Below are 21,353 nucleotides of genomic sequence, written 5' to 3'. Positions count from 1 at the left end.
GGCGTGACCGCAAAACGGCTATCGGGGCGTGTTCCCCTCGGTTATCCAAAGAGCCCGTCGTGCCCGTGCCGCCCCCTTCCGTCCCTGCCCGTGATCGGGCGATCGCCCGCCGCCTGGTCACCGGGCTGGCGCGTCGTGGCATACAGTTCCGCGCGGGCGAGTTCGCACTGCTGGAGGGCGCATCGGGCAGCGTCGCGGTGCTGGCGATGATCCTGTGGGCGCAGGCGTCCCATCGCCCGGCGGATATCTGGGGGGCCTATGCCGCGTTCTGGGCCTGTCTGGCGGACAACCGGCTCCATGCCGCATCGCGCCTGCGGGCCATGGCCTTGTTCGTCATCGGCGGCGCGGTGCTGGCGACCGCCATGACGGCCATGGTCCATCCCGCCCTTCCGCTGACCGCCACGCTGGCGGCGGTGGCGGTCGCGACGATCACCTTTGTCGCCAGCCGGTCCTATGGCATGGCCACGGTGGGCATGCTGCTGGGCGTCGTGGTGGTCGTGGCGGCGGAATGGCCGGTCGATGCGGCAGGCCCGATGGCGGTCGGCATCGCGTTCCTGGCCGGTGGGGGCCTGGCGCTGCTGCTTCGGATCGGCAGCGTCTATGTGCTGGAGCGGCCAAATCGTGATCGCGATGCGGCGCCCCCCGCCCCGCCCGAGCTTCCCTCGACCCGGTCGGCGCGGCTTCATGCCGCCAGCGCCGGTGTCGCGGTGTTCGCCTGCTTCCTGGCGGCGCATGGCCTGGGGCTGGCCTATCCGCAATGGGCGACGATGACGGCGGTGGTCGTCATCACGGTCAATATCCGCACCTCGTCCTGGCGCGTGGTCGAGCGGATCGCGGGGACGTTGATCGGGACCGCGATCGTGATGGTCCTGATCGGCCACGCCAACGGCCCGGTCGCGCTGGAGGCCCTGGTACTACCGCTGGCCGCGCTGACGATCGCGCTGCGTGCGGTCAACTATACCATGTTCGTCGGATGCGTGACGCCCCTGTTCGTCGTGATCGCCAAGATCGCCCTTCCCCTGCAAAGCGCGGGCGCACCCCAGGCCCGCGCCGTCGATACGATCGTGGGCACGTCGATCGCCCTGATGATCTGTACGCTGATCGCGGGGCTCGTGCGATGGATCGACACCAGGCGCAGCCCCGCGCCCTCAACCCGCCGATAGGCCTCGACGCCGACCGGCCATTCTCACAGGCGCAGCCCCAGGCCGATCCCGAACACCAGCGGGTCCAGCGAGACGTTCACCCGCTGGCGGCCCAGCGCCGCATTGTCCAGCCGCGCGGTGGTGTCGATATCGATATATTTGACGTCGAGGTTCAGAAAGACCCGGCGGGTGAGGTCCATATCGACGCCCGCCTGCACCGCCCAGCCTGCGCTGTCCTTCAGATGGACCCTGGTCGGCCCCACCGCGCTTTCCAGCCCGTCCGAAGCCGCCTCGTTCCAGAAGATCGTATAGTTCACGCCCGCACCGACATAGGGCCGGACATGCCGGGTCGGCGTGAAGTGATATTGGACGGTCAGGGTCGGCGGCAGGACCCAGGTGGAGGCGAGCCTGCCGATACCGCCGGTCGTGCCCCGCACCCCGCCGATCGCATGCTTCGTGGTCGAGGCGATCAGTTCGACGCCGATATGGTCGGTTGCCATATAGGTCGCGTCGACCTCCGGCATCACGCGGTCGTCGACCTTTACCGGCTCACCGGGGAAGGCGGGCAGGATGCTGCCCGACCGCTCATTGGGCGCGACGAGGATGGCGCGGGCGCGGAGCAGCACGTCCCCGGCGCGAGTCCCGACCCGAGCGTCGCGTCCCCCGCTATCCTGCGCCCATGCCGACGTACCGATTCCCGTCGCGGCGAGCGCGAACAGGGTGGCGGCGGTTCTGATGACGGTCATCCCATGTCTCCTGTGAGGCTGTGGACGTCGGGATAGGAGCGCCCCCGCCCCGCCGCCTTGACCATCGACAAGCGCCGGTTTGACGGCGGTCAAAGGCATGCGCGCACCGCCGGGGCACGGCATGGGCATGTGGCCCTATCATCCCGATCTGCTCGCCCGGCCCGTGCCGCGCTACACCAGCTATCCCACCGCCGCCGAGTTCGGCGACCATGTGGACCATGCCGACATGGCGGCGGCGCTCGACATGGTCGGGGCGGACGAGATCGTGTCGCTCTATCTCCACATTCCCTATTGCCGGGCGATCTGCTGGTATTGCGGGTGCAACACCGGGGCGGCGAACCGGACCGCGCGGCTGGACGCCTATCTCGCGCGGTTGCATGCCGAGATCGATCTGGTGGCCGCCCGGCTGAAGGGACGCGGACAGATCGCCCGGATCGCCTTTGGTGGCGGAAGCCCCAATGCGATCCCGCCCGTGGCCTTCGCCGCGCTGGTCGCCCATCTGCGCACCGCCTTCGCCAGCCAGGGCGCGACTCTGTCGCTGGAGATCGATCCGCGCGGTTTCGATGCGGACTGGGCGAGCGTCATCGCGGAGACCGGCGTCGCGCGGGCCAGCCTGGGGGTGCAGACCTTCGACCCGGCACTTCAGGCGGCGATCGGTCGGGTCCAGCCGCGCGACCAGATCGTCCGCGCCGTCGCCCTGTTGCGCACCGCCGGGGTCGGATCGATCAATTTCGACCTGATGTACGGCCTGCCCGGCCAGGACGACGCGACGCTGGCCGCGACGCTCGAGGAGACCATCGCGCTGGCCCCGGAACGGCTGGCGGTGTTCGGCTATGCGCATGTGCCGCACCTCATCCCCCGCCAGCGCCGCATCGACGCGCGGGCCCTTCCGGGTGCGGCGGCGCGTTTCGGCCAGGCGGCGCTGGCGCATGACCGGCTGACGCGCGCAGGCTACCGCGCCATCGGCTTCGACCATTTCGCGCAAGGCCATGACCCGCTGGCAAGCGCGGCGGCGAACGGACGGCTGCGCCGCAATTTCCAGGGCTTTACCGACGATCCCGCCGACATCGTGATCGGCCTGGGCGCCAGCGCGATCAGCGCCTTTCCCGATCGCCTGCTCCAGAACGCCAAGAATGCGGGGGCATGGCATCAGGCGATCGGCGCGGGTCGGTTCGCGACGGCGCGCGGCCTTCATCGCGGCCCCCTGGAGCAGCGCCGGGCTCGGGCGATTGCGGGCGTGCTGTGCCACGGCGTCGCGAACCTCGATGGCCTGCCCGAGCGGACCGCCATTCGCGAACGGCTCGGTCGGTTCGAACAGGTCGGGTTGATCGCCTGGGACGGGGCATGCCTGCGGCTGGCGGCGGAGGCCCTGCCCTATGCCCGCACCATCGCGGCGGCCATCGATGCCTGGCGCAACGAGGACGATACCCGCTTCAGCCATGCCGTCTGACCTTCCGCCGCGCTGCGCGGCCTGTGCCGGGCGGAGCATGGCGCTGTGCGACGGTCTGGACGAGGCCGCCCTGGCCGCGATCCATCATATCGGTCACCGCCGTCGGCTGCACGCGGGGCAGGCTTTCGGCTGGATCGGCGATCCCGCACGCCATTGCGCGCATCTCGTCTCCGGCGTGCTGAAGGTGACGCGCATGCAGGCGGATGGCGGCGTCCAGATCGTCGGCCTGCTCTATCCCGGCGATTTCGTCGGCACGCTCTTCGCCGACCGGTCCGCCGATGCGATCACGGCGCTGGGCGATGCCGATCTGTGCGTCTATCCGCGCCAGGCGCTGGAGGAGATGCTGGTCCGCCATCCCGCCGCCGGACGACTGCTGCTGCGCCGGACGCTGGCGACCTTGGGCGAGGTGCGGCGCTGGATGCCGATGCTGGCCCGCGCCCGCGCCGATGCACGGGTGGCCGCGCTGCTGCTCGACATGGCGCGGCGCTGCGGAGCGGAGGGGGACGGCATGTTTCGCCTGCCCCTGTCACGCGGCGCGATGGCGGAGGCGCTGGGCCTGGCGGTCGAGACGGTCAGCCGCCACATGACCGCCCTCCAGAATGACGGGGTGATCCAGCTTTGCGGTCTGCGCGGCGTGCGCCTGATCGACCGGACGCGCCTCGCCATCGTCGCGGGTTAGCTCAGGCGGCGGAGCGGCGGGACGCATCGTCCGCCGCCCATTGCCGTTCGCACAGCGCGCTGAGCACGGGGCGATGGCTGACGAGGATCATCCCCTGCCCGGTCCGCTCCAGCCGGGCGGCAAGGCGACGCGCGACCTCCGCCGCGACATCGGCGTCCAGCCCCTCGCCCGGTTCGTCGAGCAACAGCCAGGGCGCATCGCCCAGATAGGCGCGGGCCAGCGACAGCCGCCGACGCTCTCCGCCCGACAGTCGCGCGCCATCGTCGCCCAGCCATGTGTCGAGCCCCTCGGGCAAGGCGCGCACCACGGTATCGAGCGCGGCATCGTGCAACGCCTGCCACAGCCGATCCTCGGTCGCATGCGGGTCGGCCATGTGCAGATTGTCGCGAACCGTGCCCGCGATCAGCATCGCCTCCTGCGGCGCCCAGGCGAAGAGAGCGCGCAGCGTCGCGGGCGGCAGATCGGCCGCATCCCGGCCATCGATCCCGATACGCCCGGACCCTAGCGGATGCAGCCCGAGCAAGCCTTCGATCAACGTCGTCTTGCCGCAGCCCGATGGCCCGGTCAGCGCGATCCGGCTGCCCGGCATGCACCGGTCGCCATCGAGGACGAGGGTCGGCTGGCCGGGCGCTCCGACGGCGGGACGCGGTTCCGCCGCCGCATCGAAGACCGCATCCAGCCGCGCCTCCGCCTCGCGCAGCCGTCCCCTTTCGATCGACGCCCGCAGGATCGGCGCGAGCCCGTCGACGGTCATCGCCGCCGCCAGCGCCGCGAGCGCCGCAACCGGCGCACCGGCGTCGAGCGACAGCATCAGGGCCGACGCCGCCGCCACGGCCACGCCGGTCGCGTGCAGCGCCTCGAACCGCGCGGCGACCGCGGCCTGCCGGATCTGCGCTTCGGCTAGGCGATCGCTCGCCGCCGCGACGCGCGCGGCCGCCCAGTCCTCCAGCGCGAAGCAGCGCAGCTCCGCCGCCGCGCTTCCCAGCATCGCCACCTCCTCGCGCAGCGCGCCCGTCGCCCGTTGCACCGCGCGGCCGGGCTGCTCCAACCGGCGCGCGCCCTGAAGGGTCAGGGCCAGGACGCCCCCGGCACAGGCCAGCGTCGCCACCATCGCCGGCCAACCACCGAGCAGGGTCAACGCCGCCCCCGCCATGATCGCCGCGACGGCGCCCCACGGCCCCGACAGACGGACGAAGCGCCATTCCACCGCATCGACATCGCCGATCAGCCGCGCGGTCGCCTCGCCCCGCCCCAGCGCCAGCGCGACCTGGGGCGGGGCGGCGGTGATCGCGCGGTAGAGCGCGGGGCGCAGCCGGGCGAGCGCACCGAACGCCGCGCCATGGCTCGCCAGCCGCTCGCCATAGCGCGCGCCGGTCCGGACGATCGCCAGCAGGCGGATCGCGGCGGAGGGCAGCATATAGTTGAACGCCTGCGCCGCCACGATCCCGGCCCCGCCCGCCAGCGCGGCGGCGGTCAGGAACCAGCCCGACAGCGCGAGCAGCAGCACCGATGCGGCCGCCACCGACGCGGCACAGCCACCCGCCCGCCACAAACGGCGACGCTCGCTCCGGCGTTCGGCGGCGATCCATGTGCGAAGGGTCATGCGGCTGGTCCCAGATGGATGACGCGCGTCGCGATGGCGGCGAGCGCGGGGCTATGGGTGGCGATCAATGTCGTGCGCCCGCGCGCCGCCCCGCCGATCGTCCGGATCAGCGCGGCTTCGGCCACCGCATCGAGATGCGCGGTCGGCTCGTCGAGCAACAGGAAGGGCGCGGGGTTCAACAAAGCGCGGGCCAGGGCAATGCGCCGCCGTTCGCCGCCCGACAAACCGCTTCCCCGCGCATCGAGGGGCGCATCCAGGCCGCCCGGACGACGGCGAAGCATTGGCACCAGCCCCGCGACGACGACGGCCCGTTGCAGGGCCAGCGCCGTGGCCTCGGGATGGGCCAGCAACAGATTCTCGCGGATCGTGCCCGCGATCAGCAGCGGATGCTGGCCGACCCAGCTCGCCTGCCCCGCCAGCGAAGTCAGGGCCACGCCGCCCATCTCGACCGTTCCGGCCGATAGCGGCGCAAGGCCCAGCAGCAGGTGCAGCACGCTGGTCTTGCCGCTGCCCGACGGCCCCAACAGCGCCACCGTCTCACCGGCCCCGACGGACAGGGAAAGACGCGAGACGGCGGGCGTATCGCTGCCGGGATAATGGATCGTGACGTCGCGCAGGGTCAGCACCCCGGCCGCCGCCACGACCGGAACCGCGCGCTCCGGCTCGCCCAGCGGCATCAGCGTCTCGGCGGCCGTCTCCGCGCCTTGTTTGTCATGATAGGCGGCGGCCAGGCGGCGCATCGGCGCATAGAATTCCGGCGCCAGGGCCAGCACGAAGAAGGCGCGCGGCAAGCTCAGCGTCTCGGGGGCCGCAAAGGGCAGCAGGCCGAGCAGCGAGAAACCGCAATAGACCGCGACCAGCGCGACCGACAGCGCCGCGAAGAATTCCAGCGCGGCGGACGACAGGAAGGCGATCCGCAGGACCCGCATGGTCCGCTCCGCCAGTTCCTGCGCGGCGGCGCCGATCGCCTGGGTCTCGCGCGTCTCGGCGCGGAAGGCCAGCACCACGGGCAAGGCGCGCACCCGGTCGGCGAAACGCGCCGACAGACGATGCAGCGCAAGGAACTGCCGCCGCGACTCGTCCGCCGCCGCGCCGCCCGCCAGGATCATCGCCGCGACGAAGGGCAGCAGCGTCGCCGCCAGGATGACGGCCGCGACCGGGCTGGCACAGGCCGTCGCGGCCAGGACCAGGACCGGCGCGATGGCGGCGGCCCGGCGTGCGGGGAGGAAGCGGGCGACGAACCCGTCCAGCGCCTCGACCGCATCCACGGCCTGCGTCGCCAGCTGGCCGCTATCCACCGGCATGCCCGCCTCCCGAAACAGGGCGGCGGCGACGACGCGCCGCCGTTGCGCCCGCTTGACCAGTCCCGCCCGCGCGGCCCCCTGTCGCACCGCCAGCATCGCGAACCACCCGCGCGCCATCCCCATGCTGATCGCGAGCAGGGCCCAGGGCAGCACCGCCCCCCGGTTCGCCACCGCCGCCACGCCCCCCGCGATCCCGGCCGCAAAGCCGATGGCGGCCAGCGTATCGAGGAGCAGCAGGCCCGGCGTCCCGTCACGGCCCGCGGCCGCATCCTTCAACCAGCGGCTCCGCATCCGGGCGGCGGCGGCATCATGGGCGATCGTCGTCATGCCGCGACCGTCGCAGCGGCGTGGGCGGGCGTCTTTGACCGCGGTCAATGTCGGGGGGCGGACCGGGGCGTAGCGAATCCGTGGACAAGGGGCCGGGGGGCGGCTCCTTTTATGGAGACATGCCATGGACCCCGGGGTCGTCGACCTGTCGCGGCTGCAATTTGCGGCCACCGCCTTGTATCATTTCCTGTTCGTGCCGCTGACTCTGGGCCTGTCGATGATGCTGGTCATCATGGAATCGGTCTATGTCATGACCAATCGCCCGGTGTGGCGGGTGACGACGCGCTTCTGGGGCAAGATCTTCGGCATCAACTTCGTGCTGGGGGTCGCCACCGGGCTGACCATGGAGTTCCAGTTCGGCACCAACTGGTCCTATTTCTCGCATTATGTCGGCGACATCTTCGGCGCGCCGCTGGCGATCGAGGGACTGATGGCCTTCTTCCTGGAGGCGACGTTCGTCGGGCTGATGTTCTTCGGCTGGGACCGGCTGTCGAAGCTGGGCCATCTGATCGTCACCTTCCTGGTGGCGCTGGGCACCAATTTGTCGGCGCTGTGGATCCTCATCGCCAATGGCTGGATGCAGAACCCGGTCGGCGCGACCTTCAATCCCGACACGATGCGGATGGAGGTCGCGGATTTCGGCGCGGTGCTGTTCAATCCGGTGGCGCAGGCCAAGTTCGTCCATACGGTCAGCGCGGGCTATGTCTGCGCCTCGGTCGTGGTGCTGGGCGTGTCGGCCTTCTGGCTGTTGAAGGGGCGTTTCGTGTCCGTCGCGCGCCGGTCGATGACGGTGGCGGCGGCGTTCGGACTCGCCTCCTCGCTGTCGGTCGTCGTGCTGGGCGACGAGAGCGGCTATGCGCTGACCGACAACCAGAAGATGAAGCTCGCCGCGATCGAGGCGGTCTGGCACACCGAACCCGGCCCGTCGGGGCTGACGCTGTTCGGGCTGCCCGACATCAAGGCGCATGAGACGCGCTACAAGGTCGAGATCCCCTGGGTCCTGGGCCTGATCGCGACGCGCAGCCTGGACGGCACGGTGACGGGCATGTCCGAACTGGTGCTGAAGGCGCAGGAGCGGATCGCATCGGGCGTGATCGCCTATGACGCGGTACAGCGGCTGAAGGCCGATCCGCAGGACCTGGCCCAGCGGGCGCGGTTCGAGGCGCATAAGCGCGACCTGGGCTATGCCCTGCTCCTCAAGCGGCAAATGGCCGATCCGCGCAGCGCGACGCCGCAGCAGATCGAGGCGGCGGCATGGGACACGGTGCCCGATGTCGGCCTGCTCTTCTGGAGCTTTCGCATCATGGCGGGGATCGGCTTTGCGATGATCGCGCTGTTCGCGACCGCCTTCGCCCTGTGTTCGCTGCGGATGCACATGGACGCACGCTGGTTCCTCAAGCTGGCGGTGGCGGCGATCCCGCTGCCCTGGGTGGCGATCGAGCTGGGCTGGCTGGTCGCCGAACTGGGGCGTCAGCCCTGGGCGATCGAGGGCGTGCTGCCGACCTTCCTGGCGACCAGCTCGCTGTCGCGCGGCGCGCTATGGACCACGCTGGCGGGCTTCACCGCGCTGTACGGCGTGCTGGCCGTGATCGAGGTCCGGCTGATCCTGGCCGCCATCGCGCACGGGCCGGAGGAACGGGACGACCAGCCCGGCCCCGGCCCGATCCCCGCCGCCATTCCCGTTGCAGCCTGAGCCGAAGGACTGGGATATGTTCGATTACGAGATGTTGCGCCTGATCTGGTGGGCGCTGCTGGGTATATTGCTGATCGGCTTCGCGCTGACCGACGGCTTCGACCTGGGGGTCGCCGCCCTCCTGCCCTTCGTCGCGCGGAACGATGCCGAGCGGCGGATGGTCATCAATTCCATCGGGCCGACCTGGGAGGGAAACCAGGTCTGGTTCATCCTGGGCGGCGGGGCGATCTTCGCCGCCTGGCCCTTCGTCTATGCGGTCAGCTTTTCGGGCTTCTACCTGGCGATGTTCCTGGTCCTCGCCGCGCTGATCCTGCGGCCCGTGGGGTTCAAATATCGCAGCAAGCGGCCCGACCCGGCATGGCGCACCCGCTGGGACTGGGCGCTGTTCGTCGGCGGACTGGTGCCCGCGCTCGTCTTCGGCGTCGCGGTTGGCAATGTCCTGCTGGGCGCGCCCTTCCGCCTCGACAGCGATCTGCGCGCCTTTTACGACGGAACGCTGCTGGGCCTGTTCACGCCCTTCACGCTGCTGTGCGGGCTGTTGTCGGTGGCGATGCTGGTGCTGCACGGCGCGGCGTGGCTGTCGATCAAGGTCGAGCACGGGCCGGTCCACGACCGCGCCCGGACGTTCGGGACGGTGGCGGCGATCGCCGCTATCCTGCTGTTCGCGGGCGGTTTTGCCTTCGTCGCCTGGGGCGGCATGGGCTATCATGTCGTCGGCGCGGTCGATCGTCTCGGCCCGTCCAATCCGCTGCACATGACGACGGAAGCGGCGGGCGGCGCGTGGCTGGACAATTATGCCGCCTATCCCTGGATGATGGCGCTGCCCATTCTGGGCTTTGCCGGGCCTGTGCTGGCCCTGATCGGTATCAGGAGCAGGCGCGAGAGCGTCGCCTTTGCCGGGTCGTCGCTGGCCGCGACGGGCATCATCGCCACGGTCGGCTGCTCGATCTTCCCCTTCATCCTGCCCTCCAGCATCGACGCGCATAGCAGCCTGACGGTGTGGAACGCCTCGTCCACGCAGAAGACGCTGGGCATCATGCTGTTCGTCACCATCGTCTTCCTGCCGATCGTGCTGGCCTACACCGCCTGGGCCTACCGGGTGATGTTCGGCCGCGTGACGGCGGACGCGGTGCGCACCAACCCCGACTTCTACTGAAAGGCCTCGTCCATGTGGTATTTCTCCTGGGTCCTCGGCCTCGGCCTGGCCATCGGCTTCGGCATCCTCAACGGCATGTGGCATGAATTCCATTTGCCGCAGGAGGAGGATGTGTCGCCACGACACTGACGGATGGGACAATCCGTCCGACGACAAGGGATCATGGCCATGCTATCGGGCAAGGCCATGATCCCGAACGACGTTTGTGCCGACTGCGCGGTGCGCGACCGGGCCCTGTGCGGCAGCCTCGACGACCGCGAGCTGATCGCGCTCAACACGATAGGCCAGCGCCGCCATGTCGCGCGGGGCCAGACCATCGCCTGGGCGGGCGACGAGGCGGTGCTCTGCGGCAATCTGCTCTCGGGGGTGCTGAAACTGGTCGCCGCCACCGCCGACGGGCGCGAACAGACGGTCGGCCTGCTCTATCCGGCCGATTTCTTCGGACAGCCCTATGCGGGCGATGTCGACTTCACCCTGACCGCGCTGACCGATGCCGAGCTTTGCGTCTTTCCGCGCGCCGCCTTCGAGCGGGTGCTGGAGGATCACCAGCGCATGGAGCGGCTGTTGCTCCAGCGGACCTTCGAGTCGCTGAACGAGGCGCGCGGGCGGATGCTGGTGCTGGCGCGCCAATCAGCGGGGGAGAAGCTGGCCGGGTTCCTGCTCGACATGGCGGCGCGTGCCGGAGCCGGCGGGTGCCGGGCCAGCCGCGACGGGCCGCTCACCTTCGACCTGCCGCTGACGCGCGGACAGATCGCCGACGTGCTGGGCATGACGATCGAGACGGTCAGCCGCCAGCTGACCCGGATGAAGCAGAGCGGGATCATCGGCCTGCCCGGCGGCCGGGCCATCACGATCAGCGACCGCGACGCGCTGGCCGCCCGCGCCGCGGCCTGAGAGGCGGTCAGGCCGCGACGTTGTCCGCCAGCGCCTCGACCAGCAGCGCGCGGGCCTCGCGCGTCAGGCGGTGCCCGGCCAGGGCGATGATGGTCAGCTGCTCGAAATCGACCGCGCGGCGGCACCCGGTAAAGAAACAGCGCAGCATATGGCCAAGCGCCTCGGCCCCCATGGCGGCATCCGCCCCGTCAAAAGCCTCGATCAGATCGCGCGCCGCCGCGCCGTCCGCCATGTGCCGATGCCGGACATGGTCGAGCAGCGTCCAGGCGAGCGGGTCTTCATGCCCGTTCAGCAGCATCGCCGCCAGATAATCGGCATCGACCCGCTCCCCCTTCGCCACCAGCCCCTGCAAGGCGGTCAGGAATGCCGCCGTCATCGGCGCATCGGGCCGCGCCGGCAGTCCGTCCGCGATCGCCTCCGCCTGGTCGCACAGGGCCAGGCGACGGCGATGTTCCTGGATCAGCCGGACCAGGTCGATTTCGTGGATGACGTGCCAGCGACGCGCGAACGGCACGACGCTGCCTTGAAGCGGGTTGCGGTCCATCGCGCAGGGTCTCCTTCGCCGCCCTCGTGACGCAGGAGAGCTTCGCCGACATTGACGATGGTCAAAATGCGGGCGCCCGGCCCCTTCAACGCTGGCGGGCGAGATGCCGGTGGATCGTACTGCGGTGGACGCCCAGTTGCCGCGCCGCCGCCGAGACATTGCCGCCATGGGCCGCCAGCGCCGCGTCGATCGCCTCCGCCCGGTCATCCGCCAGCGGACGCGCGACCGACAGTTCAATGCCGCCGCTTCGCGCCTCCGCATCCCAACCGCCAATCAGCGTCGCGCCATTGGCCAGGCGCAGCTGCCCCTTCGCCGCCTGGCCGCGCATGTCGACCAGCTCGGCGAGCGCGGTGTCGTCCAGCGCCTCCCAGCTACGCCCGACCAGCGAGAGGCCGCGCCGGTTGGCCGCGACGAGCCGGTCGTCGCGAAACACCAATATCCCCTCTCGCGCCGTGCCCAGCATCGCCGCATCGTCGTGCATGCGCAGCACGCGACAATCCGCAAAGCCGGTGCGGAACAGCCGATGCTCGATCTGGTCGACCGCCAGGCGGATCAGCCCCAGCGCATGCCCGTGCCCGCTGACCGAAGGGCCGGAAATGTCGAGCGCCCCGACGATCGCACCGCGCGGATCGAGGATCGGCGTCGCGGCGCAGCTCAGCACCGCATGTTCGGCGAAGAAATGCTCGCCACCATGCACCGCGATCGGGCGACGCTCGGCGATGGCGGTGCCGATCGCATTGGTGCCGGTGCTCGCCTCGGTCCAGGACACGCCGGGCCGTAGCGCCACCTGCGCCGCCCGCGACAGGAAGCCGGTGTCGCCGATGGTGTCGAGGATCATGCCGTCGGCATCCGCCAGGATCACGACGCTGCCCGTGTCGCGCGCCTCGCCCGCCAGCATCTCCAGTTCGGGACGGCAAAGGCGGCGCAGCGACTCGCGACGCTGGCGCAGGGCATGGAGTTCGCCCTCGGTCAGCGGCCCGCCATCGCGCAGCCGCCCCTGCGCCAGCCCCATGTCGGTACAGCGCAGCCAGGAGCGCAGCACCGGCTGGCGCACGCTCTCGAGCGGCAGCTGCCCCTCGTCGAAATAGGCTCGCCGGCCCTGTTCTATCCCGGCGCCGTCCATCGCCGCATCCTTCTCCGACTGTCGCAAAGTGCGACACCGGCGCGGCTTTTGCGTCGCGCCGTGCGACACATGCTACGCCTTGCCGACGGAAAGTCCATCGGCGCCGCGCATCTCGTCGCGGATCGGCTTGCCCCATGCGCCGCACAGGCAGAGCCTTGGCGTCATAACAGACCAAGGAGAGGTTCCATGACGATCCAGGAAAGCATCAAGGCACGCACCGCGCCGTTCAAGGAACGCTATGCCAATTTCATCGGCGGCCGCTGGGTCGATCCGGTCGACGGACGCTGGTTCGACAACCGATCGCCGATTGACGGACAGGTCATCTGCCAGGTCGCACGCAGCCAGGCGGCCGATATCGAACTCGCGCTCGACGCCGCACACAAGGCCAAGGACGGCTGGGGCCGCACCAGCGTCGCCGAGCGGGCGCTGATCCTCCACCGCATCGCCGACCGGATGGAGGAGAATCTCGGCCGCCTCGCCACCGTCGAGACCTGGGACAATGGCAAGCCGATCCGCGAGACGACCGCCGCCGACCTGCCGCTGGCGATCGACCATTTCCGCTATTTCGCGGGCTGCATCCGCGCACAGGAAGGCGGAATTTCGGAGATCGACCACGACACGGTCGCCTATCATTTCCACGAGCCGCTGGGCGTGGTGGGGCAGATCATCCCGTGGAACTTCCCGCTGCTGATGGCCTGCTGGAAGCTGGCGCCCGCGCTGGCGGCGGGCAATTGCGTGGTGCTGAAACCCGCCGAGCAGACCCCGGCGTCGATCATGGTGCTGGCCGAACTGATCGCCGACCTGCTGCCCGACGGCGTGCTCAACATCGTCAACGGATATGGCGTCGAGGCGGGCAAGCCGCTGGCGCAGAACCCGCGCATCGCCAAGATCGCCTTTACCGGCGAGACGACGACCGGGCAGCTCATCATGTCCTACGCGTCGGAAAACCTGATCCCGGTGACGCTGGAGCTGGGCGGCAAGAGCCCCAATATCTTCTTCGGCGACGTCGCGGCCGAGGATGACGATTATCTGGACAAGGCGATCGAGGGCTTCGCCATGTTCGCGCTCAACCAGGGCGAGGTCTGCACCTGCCCCAGCCGCGCGCTGGTCCACGAATCCATCTATGACCGCTTCATGGAAAAGGCGGTCGCGCGGGTCGAGGCGATGATCCAGGGCGATCCGCTCGACCCCGCCACCATGGTCGGCGCGCAGGCGTCGCAGGAGCAGATGGACAAGATCCTCGGCTATCTGGACATCGGCCGCGACGAGGGCGCGAAGGTGCTGACCGGCGGCACGCGCAACCGGCCCGAGGGGCTGGAGGGCTATTATGTCAAGCCGACGGTACTGAGCGGCAACAACCGGATGCGCGTGTTCCAGGAGGAGATTTTCGGGCCCGTCGTCTCGGTCGCGACCTTCAGGGATGATGAGGAGGCGCTGCGCATCGCCAACGACACGCTCTATGGCCTGGGCGCGGGCGTTTGGACGCGCGACGGCACCCGCGCCTATCGCATGGGCCGCGCGATCCAGGCGGGGCGGGTGTGGACCAACTGCTATCACGCCTATCCCGCCCATGCGGCATTCGGCGGCTATAAGCGCTCGGGCATCGGGCGCGAGACGCACCGGATGATGCTCGACCATTATCAGCAGACCAAGAATCTGCTGGTCAGCTACTCGGCCAAGAAGCTCGGCTTCTTTTGACCGCGGTCAAGGCGGGGATCGGCCGCCGCGCCCATCCCCGGCCTATCCTCATTCGACAGGAGAAACACCATGGCGAAGACGATGAAGGCGGCGGTCGTCCGTGCGTTCGGCGAACCGCTCAGCATCGATGAAGTCCCCGTTCCCGAAGTCGGCGACGGCATGATCCAGGTCGCGATCCAGGCGTCGGGCGTCTGTCACACCGATCTGCACGCGGCCGAGGGCGACTGGCCGGTCAAGCCCAACCCGCCCTTCATTCCGGGGCATGAGGGCGTCGGCTATGTCTCGGCGGTCGGCAAGGGCGTCAAGCACATCAAGGAAGGCGACCGGGTCGGCGTGCCCTGGCTCTACACCGCCTGCGGCCACTGCGTGCATTGCCTGGGCGGGTGGGAGACGCTGTGCGAAAGCCAGCTCAACACCGGTTATTCGGTCAATGGCGGTTTCGCCGATTATGTCATCGCCGACCCCAATTTCGTCGGCCACCTGCCCGCCAATATCGGCTTTACCGAGATCGCGCCCGTGCTGTGCGCCGGGGTCACGGTGTATAAGGGGCTGAAGATGACCGACACCAAGCCGGGCGACACGGTCGTCATCTCCGGCATCGGCGGCCTGGGCCATATGGCGGTGCAATATGCGGTCGCCATGGGGCTGAACGTCGCGGCGGTCGATGTCGACGATGCCAAGCTGGACCTGGCCCGCCGTCTGGGCGCGAAGGTCACGGTCAATGCGCGGACGGAGGCGGACCCGGCGGCGGCGATCAGGCGCGAGACGGGCGGCGGGGCGCAAGGCGCGCTGGTCACGGCGGTCAGCGAAAAGGCGTTCGCGCAGGCCGTGGGCATGATGGCGCGCGGCGGCACGGTGGCGCTCAACGGCCTGCCGCCCGGCGACTTCCCGCTCAACATCTTCGGTCTGGTGCTGAACGGCATCACCGTGCGCGGATCGATCGTCGGAACCCGGCTCGACCTTCAGGAGTCACTGGACTTCGCGGCGGACGGCAAGGTCAGGGCGACGGTTTCCACCGCGCCGCTAACCGAGGTCAATCACGTGTTCGACCGGATGCGCCAAGGGCAGATCGAGGGCCGCATCGTCCTCGACCTCGCCGCCTGACATCAGGGCGGGCGGCGGTTTCGGCGCCGCCCGCCGCTTTGGGAGTGACAATGACCGATCGTATCGCCTGCCCGACCCTTCGTTCGCGTATCACCGATGCCGATAGCGCCGCCGCCCTGATCCGCCCCGGCGAGACGGTGGCGACCAGCGGCTTCACCGGATCGGGCTATCCCAAGGCCGTGCCGCAGGCGCTGGCGCGGCGGATGGCGGCGGAGCATGCCGAGGGGCGGCCGTTCCGCGTCAACCTGTGGACCGGCGCGTCGACCGGACCCGAATTGGACGGCGCGCTGGCGGCGGTCGACGGCATCGCGCAGCGCCTGCCCTATAGCGGCGATCCGGTCGCGCGCGAGAAGATCAATCGGGGCGAGATCGACTATCTCGACATGCATCTCAGCCAGGTCGCGCCGATGGCGTGGGAGGGGGTGCTGGGCACGCTCGACACCGCGATCATCGAGGTGTCGGGCATCCGCGCGGACGGCTCGCTGATCCCCTCCTCCTCGGTCGGCAACAACAAGACCTGGGCCGACCGGGCCAAGCGCGTCATCCTGGAGGTCAATCGCTGGCAGGATGCGGCGCTGGAGGGGATGCACGACATCTATTACGGCACCCGCCTGCCGCCCGACCGCGTGCCGATCCCGCTGGTGCGGCCCGACGATCGCATCGGCACGCCCTATCTGGCCTGCGATCCCGACAAGATCGTCGCCGTCGTCGAGACGGACGCGCCCGACCGCAACCTGCCCTTCGCCGCGCCCGACGATACCGCGCGCGCCATTGCCGGGCATATCATCGAATTCCTCGCCCATGAGGTGTCGCGCGGGCGCCTGCCCCCTGCCCTTCTGCCGATCCAGTCGGGGGTGGGCAATATCGCCAATGCCGTGCTGTCGGGGCTGATCGACACGCCCTTCGAACCGATGACCGCCTATACCGAGGTGATCCAGGACGGGATGCTCGACCTGCTGGACGCCGGCAAGCTGCGCATGGCCTCCGCCACCGCCTTTTCGCTCAGCCCGCAGGCGGCGGCGCGGCTGAACGCAAACATGGCCGGTTATCGCGATCGCATGATCCTGCGCCCGCAGGAGATCAGCAACCATCCCGAACTGGTCCGCCGCCTGGGGTGCATCGCGATGAACGGGCTGATCGAGGCCGACATCTATGGCAACGTCAACTCGACGCTGGTCATGGGATCGCGCATCCAGAACGGCATCGGCGGATCGGGCGATTTCGCGCGCAACGCCTATGTCTCGATCTTCATGACCCCTTCGACCGCCAAGGGCGGCAAGATCTCCGCGATCGTGCCGCAGGCGGCGCATGTCGATCACATCATGCAGGACGTGCAGGTGATCGTGACCGAACAGGGGCTGGCCGATCTGCGCGGCCTGTCGCCCCGCCAGCGCGCGCGGGCGGTGATCGAACGGTGCGCGCATCCCGATTACCGCCCCCTGCTCGCCGACTATGCGCTGCGGGCCGAGGGCGGTTCCTATGGCCTTCATGCACCCTCGCTGCCCGCCGAGGCGTTGTCCTGGCATCGTCGTTTCATGGAAACGGGAACGATGCGGCCATCTTGACCATGTCGAAGGTCGCCCCGACCATGAAGGCACCCAGTCAGGAGGACAGGATGATGATCGCGGATACCGAGTTGCTCGTCACTCGCCATAGCGTGCGGCTGCACGTTCGTCCCACGCGCGAGGAGGACGAGGCCGCGCTGGCCGAGTTCTTCGCGCGCGTCTCGCCCGAGGATTTGCGCTTCCGCTTCCTGACCAGCGTGCGGCAGGTCAGTCACGAGCGGTTGACCGGGATGATCCGCGCCAACGATGCCGCCAGCACCAGCCTGATCGCGCTGGCCGATGACGGATCGGTGCTCGCGGCGGCGATGCTGGTGGGTGACAATGCGACCAAATCGGCCGAGGCGGCGATCGCGATCCGGCATGACCGAAAGGCGCAGGGCATCGGCTGGACACTGCTCGACCATCTGGTCGGCCATGCCAGGCAGAAGGGATATCGCACGATCGAGGCGCTGGAGGATCGCGACAACCGGTCCGCCATCACCCTGGAACGCGAAATGGGTTTCGAGCCCCATCCGGTCGAGGGCGACCCCATGCTGATCCGGCTGAAACGCACCATCCCCTGACCGAACGGCCCGCGGATCGCCCGTCAGGGGCGGCGATCCGCGGGCGGACCTACCCGCCCTCCCCCTCCTGTCCGCAGGCCGATGGCCACCCGTGCGACGGCTGCCCGGGTCAAACGCTTTGACTTACCACGCCTTGATGACGTAATGATACATCATATCAATGATGAGAGCTTGGTATGAACAGCGCATTTTCGATCGTCGAGACCGGGCAGGCCCGCCTGCCGGTGACCGTCCTGTCGGGCTTTCTGGGGGCGGGCAAGACCACGCTGCTCAACCATATCCTGGCCAATCGCGAAGGGCGGCGGGTGGCGGTGATCGTCAACGACATGTCCGAGGTGAATATCGACGCCGATCTGGTGCGCGGCGGCGATGCCACGCTGTCGCGCAGCGAGGAGACGCTGGTCGAGATGACTAATGGCTGCATCTGCTGCACGCTGCGCGACGACCTGTTGCAGGAGGTGCGCGCGCTGGCTGAGGCCGGGCGGTTCGACCATCTGGTGATCGAGAGCACCGGCATCTCGGAGCCATTGCCGGTCGCCTCCACCTTCTCCTTCCGCGATGAGGCGGGGCAGTCGCTGGGCGATGTCGCGCGGCTCGACACGATGGTTACGGTGGTCGACGCCATCAATCTGCTGAAGGACTATTCGAGCCAGGATTTCCTCGCCGATCGGGGCGAGTCGCTGGGCGAGGAGGACACGCGCAGCCTGGTCGGCCTGCTGGTCGAACAGATCGAGTTCGCCGATGTTGTGGTGGTCAACAAGGCGTCGTCGGTGTCCGCCGAACAGCTCGCCACCGTCAAGAAACTGGTCGCCAGCCTGAACGCCGATGCCCGGATCATCGCCTGCGACCAGGCGCGCGTTCCGCTGGATGCCATTCTCGACACCGGTCTGTTCGACGAGGAAAAGGCCGCGCAGCATCCGCTCTGGGCGAAGGAGCTGTACGGCTATGCCAACCATGTCCCCGAAACCGAGGAATATGGCATTGAGAGCTTCGTCTACCGCGCGCGCGCGCCGTTCGATCCGGTGAAGTTCCATGGCTTCCTGACCGATGGCGGACTGGATCATGTCGTGCGGGCCAAGGGGCATTTCTGGCTGGCGACACGGCCCGGCTGGGTCGGCGAGCTGGCGGTCGCGGGCGCGCAGACGATGACCGCGCGCCTGGGCCGCTGGTGGGCCAGCATCCCGCGCAACCAGTGGCCCGACGACGACCGTTTCGAGCGCTTCGTCGCGGGCCATTGGAACGAGATCTGGGGCGACCGGCGGCAGGAACTGGTCTTTATCGGCATCGGCATGGACGAGGCGCGGATCCGCGCCCGGCTCGACGCCTGCCTGTTGCCGGTCAAGGCGTTTACGCCCGACCTGTGGATGGGCCTGCGCGATCCTTTCCCGGCCTGGGGCGAGCGCGCGCTGGAAATGGCCGAATGAGCCGGATCGCGACCGCCGCGCACGCGCTTTCGCGCCTGCCGATCCGCGCCTCGCTGGCCTGCGCCCTGCCGCTCATGCTGACGCTGACCGCTCCGGTCGCGGCGACCGAACCCCAGGCGAGCCCGATCCTCGCCGCCGACGGCACGCGCCATGGCAGTGTCAGCGTGCGGGATACGGCGTCGGGCGTGCTCCTGCGGATCGAGGCGACCGGCTTGCCGCCGGGATGGCACGGCATGCACTTCCACGAGAAGGGCGATTGTTCCAGCGCAGGCTTCACCTCGGCGGGCGGCCATGTCCATGCCGCCAAGCCGGTCGTGCACGGTTTCCTTGTGCCGGGCGCCAATGACGCGGGCGACCTGCCCAACCTGTTCGTCCGGGCGGACGGCAGCGCCACCGTCGAGCTGCACTCCACGCTGGTATCGATGACCGGCGCGGGCGGACGCCCCGCGCTGAACGATGCCGACGGCGCCGCGCTCGTCATCCACGCCGCCCCGGACGACTATCGGACCCAGCCCATCGGCGGCGCGGGCGCGCGCATCGCCTGCGCCGTCCTTCGCTGAGCCGTTCCGCATGACGCTCTTCCACGACGGCGCGAAGTCCGACCCGTTCACCCCCGACAAGGATGAAGACATGATCCGCAAGGCCGGCACTCCGGCAATCGAGCCGTTTTCCGGCGCCCTCGCTCGGCGGGGATGGACCGCCCATGGCTGAGTCGCATCCGGCGCTGTTTTCCGGTCCCGAGTCGCTGATCCCCGTTTCGGTGCTGACCGGCTTTCTGGGCAGCGGCAAGACGACCCTGCTCAACCAGCTGGTGCGCGCGCCGCAGATGAGCCGCGCGCTGGTCATCATCAACGAGTTCGGCGCAGTCAGCCTCGACCATGATCTCATCGCCCGGTCGAATGACGATCTGGTGGTCGAGATGATCGGTGGGTGCCTGTGCTGCACCGTCCGGGGCGACCTGGCGCGCACCCTGCGCGATGCGCCCTGGCGTTTCGCCCGCGACGGCCTGTGCTGGTTCGACCGGGTGGTGATCGAGACCACGGGCCTCGCCGACCCCGCGCCGATCCTCCACACGCTGATGACCGACCATCGGCTGCGCACGCTCTACCGGCTCGACGGCGTGATCGCGACGGTCGATGCGGTCAACGGCATGGCGACGCTCGACGCGCAGGAAGAGGCGGTGAAGCAGGCCGCCGTCGCCGACCGCATCCTCCTGACCAAGACCGACCTAGCCTCTCCGCAGGACCAGCAGGCCCTGACCGGTCGGCTGCGCGCGCTGAACCCCGCCGCGCCGCTGATCGTGGCGGTCAACGGCGCGGTATCGCCGGACGTGCTCTTCGATGCCGGTCTCTACAATCCCGAGACCAAGAGCAACGATGTCCGCCGCTGGCTGGCGGCCGAGGCCTATGACGATCCACACCATCATGGCCATGGCCATGGTCATCATCATCACGGGCACGATCACCACCATCACGACCATGACCATCATCATGACGTGAACCGGCATGACGATCGTATCCGCGCCACCTGCCTGACCTTCGACGAGCCGCTGAAGGCGCATGCGTTCGAGCGGTGGCTCGATGTCCTGGCCATGTTCAAGGGGCCGGACATCCTGCGCATCAAGGGCATCGTCAATCTGGAGGACGAGCCGAACCCGGTGGTGATCCACGGCGTGCAGCATGTCTTCCACCCGCCGGTGGTGCTGGACGCCTGGCCGTCCGACGACCGGCGAACGCGGCTGGTGTTCATCACCCGCGATGTCAGCGCCGACGAACTGCGCGGCACGCTGGCGCTGATGACGCTGGGGCTGGACTGCTTCGGGTTGCAGGGTCTGGTCGAGGATGTTCCCGCCTCCGGCCTGCTCGGCGTTCCATAGCCCGCCCTACCCTGGCCGCCCCGCTCGTCGCGGGCGGCCAGGGCGCGACGGTCACTGAAGCCCATATCCTCGCGGCGCGCCCAGCGTCATCGCCAGCATGATGCGCGTCGAACAGATGGCGCAGTCGAGCGCGCTGGCCGCGCCCTTGTTGCAGTCGATACAGGCGCGGCGGCGCATCGATCCGTCCAGCAGCCCGAGCAGCAGGCATTCGTCGGCCGACCGCGCGCACTCCCCCACATCGATGCAGCGGCCGAGCGCGGCCTCGCACAAGGTCAGATAGCTGTCGAACACCGGCGCCAGCATCTCGCAGCGATGCGGGGCCAGCATGCGGTGCAATGCCTGTTGCACCGGCCTGCCCCCGTCGCGCGCATAGCGCCAGCAGCGCGCGGCGGCCGTCAACAGCCCGGCGGCATCGGGGGCCGCGCCCATCGGCGCTGGCGGGTTCATGAGGCTTTCCGCTCG

At 69.3% G+C, this 21,353-nt stretch carries 21 protein-coding genes; 15 read left to right on the top strand and 6 right to left on the bottom strand.

Annotated features, from left to right (window positions below):
• The first annotated feature begins 59 nt into the window (after positions 1-59).
• Positions 60-1,163: an FUSC family protein gene (locus ACFX59_RS05020; RefSeq protein WP_387430188.1), complete on the top strand. Its 1,104-nt coding sequence runs from the start codon at positions 60-62 to the stop codon at positions 1,161-1,163.
• A 23-nt stretch (positions 1,164-1,186) separates the two neighbouring features.
• On the opposite strand, the gene ACFX59_RS05015 is transcribed toward ACFX59_RS05020, so the two are convergent.
• Entirely contained in the window at positions 1,187-1,888 is a 702-nt protein-coding gene (locus ACFX59_RS05015; protein WP_387430186.1) for an OmpW family protein, read from the bottom strand.
• Positions 1,889-2,015: 127 nt separating this feature from the next.
• Between ACFX59_RS05015 and ACFX59_RS05010 the strand changes: the two genes are divergently transcribed.
• Together ACFX59_RS05010 and ACFX59_RS05005 are read left to right on the top strand one after the other, a co-directional pair.
• Positions 2,016-3,338: a radical SAM protein gene (locus tag ACFX59_RS05010; protein WP_387430297.1), complete on the top strand. Its 1,323-nt coding sequence runs from the start codon at positions 2,016-2,018 to the stop codon at positions 3,336-3,338.
• Positions 3,328-4,017 (top strand): Crp/Fnr family transcriptional regulator, encoded by a 690-nt coding sequence (locus tag ACFX59_RS05005; RefSeq protein ID WP_387430184.1) that lies wholly within the window; start codon positions 3,328-3,330, stop codon positions 4,015-4,017. The genes ACFX59_RS05010 and ACFX59_RS05005 overlap by 11 nt, the downstream gene beginning before the upstream one ends.
• Position 4,018: 1 nt before the next feature.
• On the opposite strand, the gene ACFX59_RS05000 is transcribed toward ACFX59_RS05005, so the two are convergent.
• Both ACFX59_RS05000 and cydD read right to left on the bottom strand, forming a co-directional pair.
• The gene (locus ACFX59_RS05000) at positions 4,019-5,620 is read right to left on the bottom strand and encodes an amino acid ABC transporter ATP-binding/permease protein (protein WP_387430182.1); all 1,602 of its coding nucleotides are present in this window, start codon (positions 5,618-5,620) and stop codon (positions 4,019-4,021) included.
• A complete protein-coding gene (cydD, locus tag ACFX59_RS04995) occupies positions 5,617-7,251 on the bottom strand; it encodes a thiol reductant ABC exporter subunit CydD (RefSeq protein ID WP_387430180.1) in 1,635 nt (544 codons plus the stop codon). The genes ACFX59_RS05000 and cydD overlap by 4 nt, the downstream gene beginning before the upstream one ends.
• A 124-nt stretch (positions 7,252-7,375) precedes the next feature.
• Between cydD and ACFX59_RS04990 the strand changes: the two genes are divergently transcribed.
• From ACFX59_RS04990 to ACFX59_RS04975, 4 genes are read left to right on the top strand one after another with little or no spacing between them, the layout of a single operon-like run.
• Positions 7,376-8,944 carry a cytochrome ubiquinol oxidase subunit I gene (locus tag ACFX59_RS04990; RefSeq protein ID WP_387430178.1) on the top strand — a complete coding sequence of 523 codons (1,569 nt, stop codon included), beginning with the start codon at positions 7,376-7,378 and terminating at the stop codon, positions 8,942-8,944.
• Between the two features lie 16 nt (positions 8,945-8,960).
• Positions 8,961-10,100, top strand: coding sequence for a cytochrome d ubiquinol oxidase subunit II (gene cydB / locus ACFX59_RS04985; RefSeq protein WP_387430176.1), 1,140 nt, complete (start codon positions 8,961-8,963; stop codon positions 10,098-10,100).
• 12 nt (positions 10,101-10,112) lie between these two features.
• Positions 10,113-10,229 carry a cytochrome bd-I oxidase subunit CydX gene (gene cydX / locus ACFX59_RS04980; protein ID WP_307104256.1) on the top strand — a complete coding sequence of 39 codons (117 nt, stop codon included), beginning with the start codon at positions 10,113-10,115 and terminating at the stop codon, positions 10,227-10,229.
• A gap of 57 nt (positions 10,230-10,286) precedes the next feature.
• Positions 10,287-10,994, top strand: a complete 708-nt coding sequence (locus tag ACFX59_RS04975; protein ID WP_387430295.1) for a Crp/Fnr family transcriptional regulator — start codon at positions 10,287-10,289, stop codon at positions 10,992-10,994.
• 7 nt (positions 10,995-11,001) lie between these two features.
• Here ACFX59_RS04975 and ACFX59_RS04970 read toward each other — a convergent pair whose 3' ends face one another.
• Both ACFX59_RS04970 and ACFX59_RS04965 read right to left on the bottom strand, forming a co-directional pair.
• Positions 11,002-11,538: a hypothetical protein gene (locus ACFX59_RS04970; protein WP_387430174.1), complete on the bottom strand. Its 537-nt coding sequence runs from the start codon at positions 11,536-11,538 to the stop codon at positions 11,002-11,004.
• A gap of 85 nt (positions 11,539-11,623) precedes the next feature.
• A complete protein-coding gene (locus tag ACFX59_RS04965; RefSeq protein ID WP_387430172.1) occupies positions 11,624-12,661 on the bottom strand; it encodes a GAF domain-containing protein in 1,038 nt (345 codons plus the stop codon).
• A 186-nt stretch (positions 12,662-12,847) separates the two neighbouring features.
• On the opposite strand from ACFX59_RS04965, the gene adh reads away from it, so the two are divergent.
• From adh to ACFX59_RS04925, 8 genes are all read left to right on the top strand, one after another.
• Entirely contained in the window at positions 12,848-14,359 is a 1,512-nt protein-coding gene (adh, locus tag ACFX59_RS04960) for an aldehyde dehydrogenase (protein WP_387430170.1), read from the top strand.
• A 69-nt stretch (positions 14,360-14,428) separates the two neighbouring features.
• Positions 14,429-15,463: a zinc-dependent alcohol dehydrogenase gene (locus ACFX59_RS04955; protein ID WP_309694046.1), complete on the top strand. Its 1,035-nt coding sequence runs from the start codon at positions 14,429-14,431 to the stop codon at positions 15,461-15,463.
• Positions 15,464-15,513: 50 nt separating this feature from the next.
• The gene (locus tag ACFX59_RS04950) at positions 15,514-17,028 is read left to right on the top strand and encodes an acetyl-CoA hydrolase/transferase family protein (protein ID WP_309694043.1); all 1,515 of its coding nucleotides are present in this window, start codon (positions 15,514-15,516) and stop codon (positions 17,026-17,028) included.
• A 50-nt stretch (positions 17,029-17,078) separates the two neighbouring features.
• Positions 17,079-17,591: a GNAT family N-acetyltransferase gene (locus ACFX59_RS04945; protein WP_387430167.1), complete on the top strand. Its 513-nt coding sequence runs from the start codon at positions 17,079-17,081 to the stop codon at positions 17,589-17,591.
• Between the two features lie 176 nt (positions 17,592-17,767).
• Positions 17,768-19,015: a GTP-binding protein gene (locus ACFX59_RS04940; RefSeq protein WP_387430165.1), complete on the top strand. Its 1,248-nt coding sequence runs from the start codon at positions 17,768-17,770 to the stop codon at positions 19,013-19,015.
• Positions 19,012-19,575 (top strand): superoxide dismutase family protein, encoded by a 564-nt coding sequence (locus ACFX59_RS04935; RefSeq protein ID WP_387430163.1) that lies wholly within the window; start codon positions 19,012-19,014, stop codon positions 19,573-19,575. Before ACFX59_RS04940 ends, ACFX59_RS04935 begins: the two co-directional genes overlap by 4 nt.
• Before the next feature lie 10 nt (positions 19,576-19,585).
• Complete coding sequence (locus ACFX59_RS04930) at positions 19,586-19,726, top strand: hypothetical protein (RefSeq protein ID WP_387430161.1); 141 nt, start codon at positions 19,586-19,588, stop codon at positions 19,724-19,726.
• The gene (locus ACFX59_RS04925) at positions 19,719-20,891 is read left to right on the top strand and encodes a CobW family GTP-binding protein (protein WP_387430159.1); all 1,173 of its coding nucleotides are present in this window, start codon (positions 19,719-19,721) and stop codon (positions 20,889-20,891) included. Before ACFX59_RS04930 ends, ACFX59_RS04925 begins: the two co-directional genes overlap by 8 nt.
• 51 nt (positions 20,892-20,942) lie before the next feature.
• Here ACFX59_RS04925 and ACFX59_RS04920 read toward each other — a convergent pair whose 3' ends face one another.
• The gene (locus ACFX59_RS04920; protein WP_309737031.1) at positions 20,943-21,338 is read right to left on the bottom strand and encodes a hypothetical protein; all 396 of its coding nucleotides are present in this window, start codon (positions 21,336-21,338) and stop codon (positions 20,943-20,945) included.
• Positions 21,339-21,353: the final 15 nt, after the last annotated feature.

Origin of the sequence: Sphingomonas sp. NCPPB 2930, assembly GCF_042867205.1 — a bacterium.
GTDB lineage: Bacteria > Pseudomonadota > Alphaproteobacteria > Sphingomonadales > Sphingomonadaceae > Sphingomonas.
The sequence above is the reverse complement of the archived record's forward strand: the minus strand, read 5'-3'. Positions and strand labels throughout refer to the sequence as shown.

What these genes read in the sequence shown, in the direction of transcription:
- ACFX59_RS05010 (WP_387430297.1), top strand. Translation starts at nt 2,016, where the DNA reads ATGTGGCCCTATCATCCCGATCTGCTCGCCCGGCCCGTGCCGCGCTAC.
- adh (WP_387430170.1), top strand. Translation starts at nt 12,848, where the DNA reads ATGACGATCCAGGAAAGCATCAAGGCACGCACCGCGCCGTTCAAGGAA.
- ACFX59_RS04970 (WP_387430174.1), bottom strand. Translation starts at nt 11,538, where the DNA reads ATGGACCGCAACCCGCTTCAAGGCAGCGTCGTGCCGTTCGCGCGTCGC.
- ACFX59_RS05000 (WP_387430182.1), bottom strand. Translation starts at nt 5,620, where the DNA reads ATGACCCTTCGCACATGGATCGCCGCCGAACGCCGGAGCGAGCGTCGC.
- ACFX59_RS04925 (WP_387430159.1), top strand. Translation starts at nt 19,719, where the DNA reads ATGGCTGAGTCGCATCCGGCGCTGTTTTCCGGTCCCGAGTCGCTGATC.
- cydD (WP_387430180.1), bottom strand. Translation starts at nt 7,251, where the DNA reads ATGACGACGATCGCCCATGATGCCGCCGCCGCCCGGATGCGGAGCCGC.
- cydB (WP_387430176.1), top strand. Translation starts at nt 8,961, where the DNA reads ATGTTCGATTACGAGATGTTGCGCCTGATCTGGTGGGCGCTGCTGGGT.
- ACFX59_RS04920 (WP_309737031.1), bottom strand. Translation starts at nt 21,338, where the DNA reads ATGAACCCGCCAGCGCCGATGGGCGCGGCCCCCGATGCCGCCGGGCTG.
- ACFX59_RS04965 (WP_387430172.1), bottom strand. Translation starts at nt 12,661, where the DNA reads ATGGACGGCGCCGGGATAGAACAGGGCCGGCGAGCCTATTTCGACGAG.
- ACFX59_RS05015 (WP_387430186.1), bottom strand. Translation starts at nt 1,888, where the DNA reads ATGACCGTCATCAGAACCGCCGCCACCCTGTTCGCGCTCGCCGCGACG.
- ACFX59_RS04975 (WP_387430295.1), top strand. Translation starts at nt 10,287, where the DNA reads ATGATCCCGAACGACGTTTGTGCCGACTGCGCGGTGCGCGACCGGGCC.
- ACFX59_RS05005 (WP_387430184.1), top strand. Translation starts at nt 3,328, where the DNA reads ATGCCGTCTGACCTTCCGCCGCGCTGCGCGGCCTGTGCCGGGCGGAGC.
- ACFX59_RS04945 (WP_387430167.1), top strand. Translation starts at nt 17,079, where the DNA reads ATGATGATCGCGGATACCGAGTTGCTCGTCACTCGCCATAGCGTGCGG.
- ACFX59_RS04935 (WP_387430163.1), top strand. Translation starts at nt 19,012, where the DNA reads ATGAGCCGGATCGCGACCGCCGCGCACGCGCTTTCGCGCCTGCCGATC.
- cydX (WP_307104256.1), top strand. Translation starts at nt 10,113, where the DNA reads ATGTGGTATTTCTCCTGGGTCCTCGGCCTCGGCCTGGCCATCGGCTTC.
- ACFX59_RS04930 (WP_387430161.1), top strand. Translation starts at nt 19,586, where the DNA reads ATGACGCTCTTCCACGACGGCGCGAAGTCCGACCCGTTCACCCCCGAC.
- ACFX59_RS04990 (WP_387430178.1), top strand. Translation starts at nt 7,376, where the DNA reads ATGGACCCCGGGGTCGTCGACCTGTCGCGGCTGCAATTTGCGGCCACC.
- ACFX59_RS04940 (WP_387430165.1), top strand. Translation starts at nt 17,768, where the DNA reads ATGAACAGCGCATTTTCGATCGTCGAGACCGGGCAGGCCCGCCTGCCG.
- ACFX59_RS04950 (WP_309694043.1), top strand. Translation starts at nt 15,514, where the DNA reads ATGACCGATCGTATCGCCTGCCCGACCCTTCGTTCGCGTATCACCGAT.
- ACFX59_RS04955 (WP_309694046.1), top strand. Translation starts at nt 14,429, where the DNA reads ATGGCGAAGACGATGAAGGCGGCGGTCGTCCGTGCGTTCGGCGAACCG.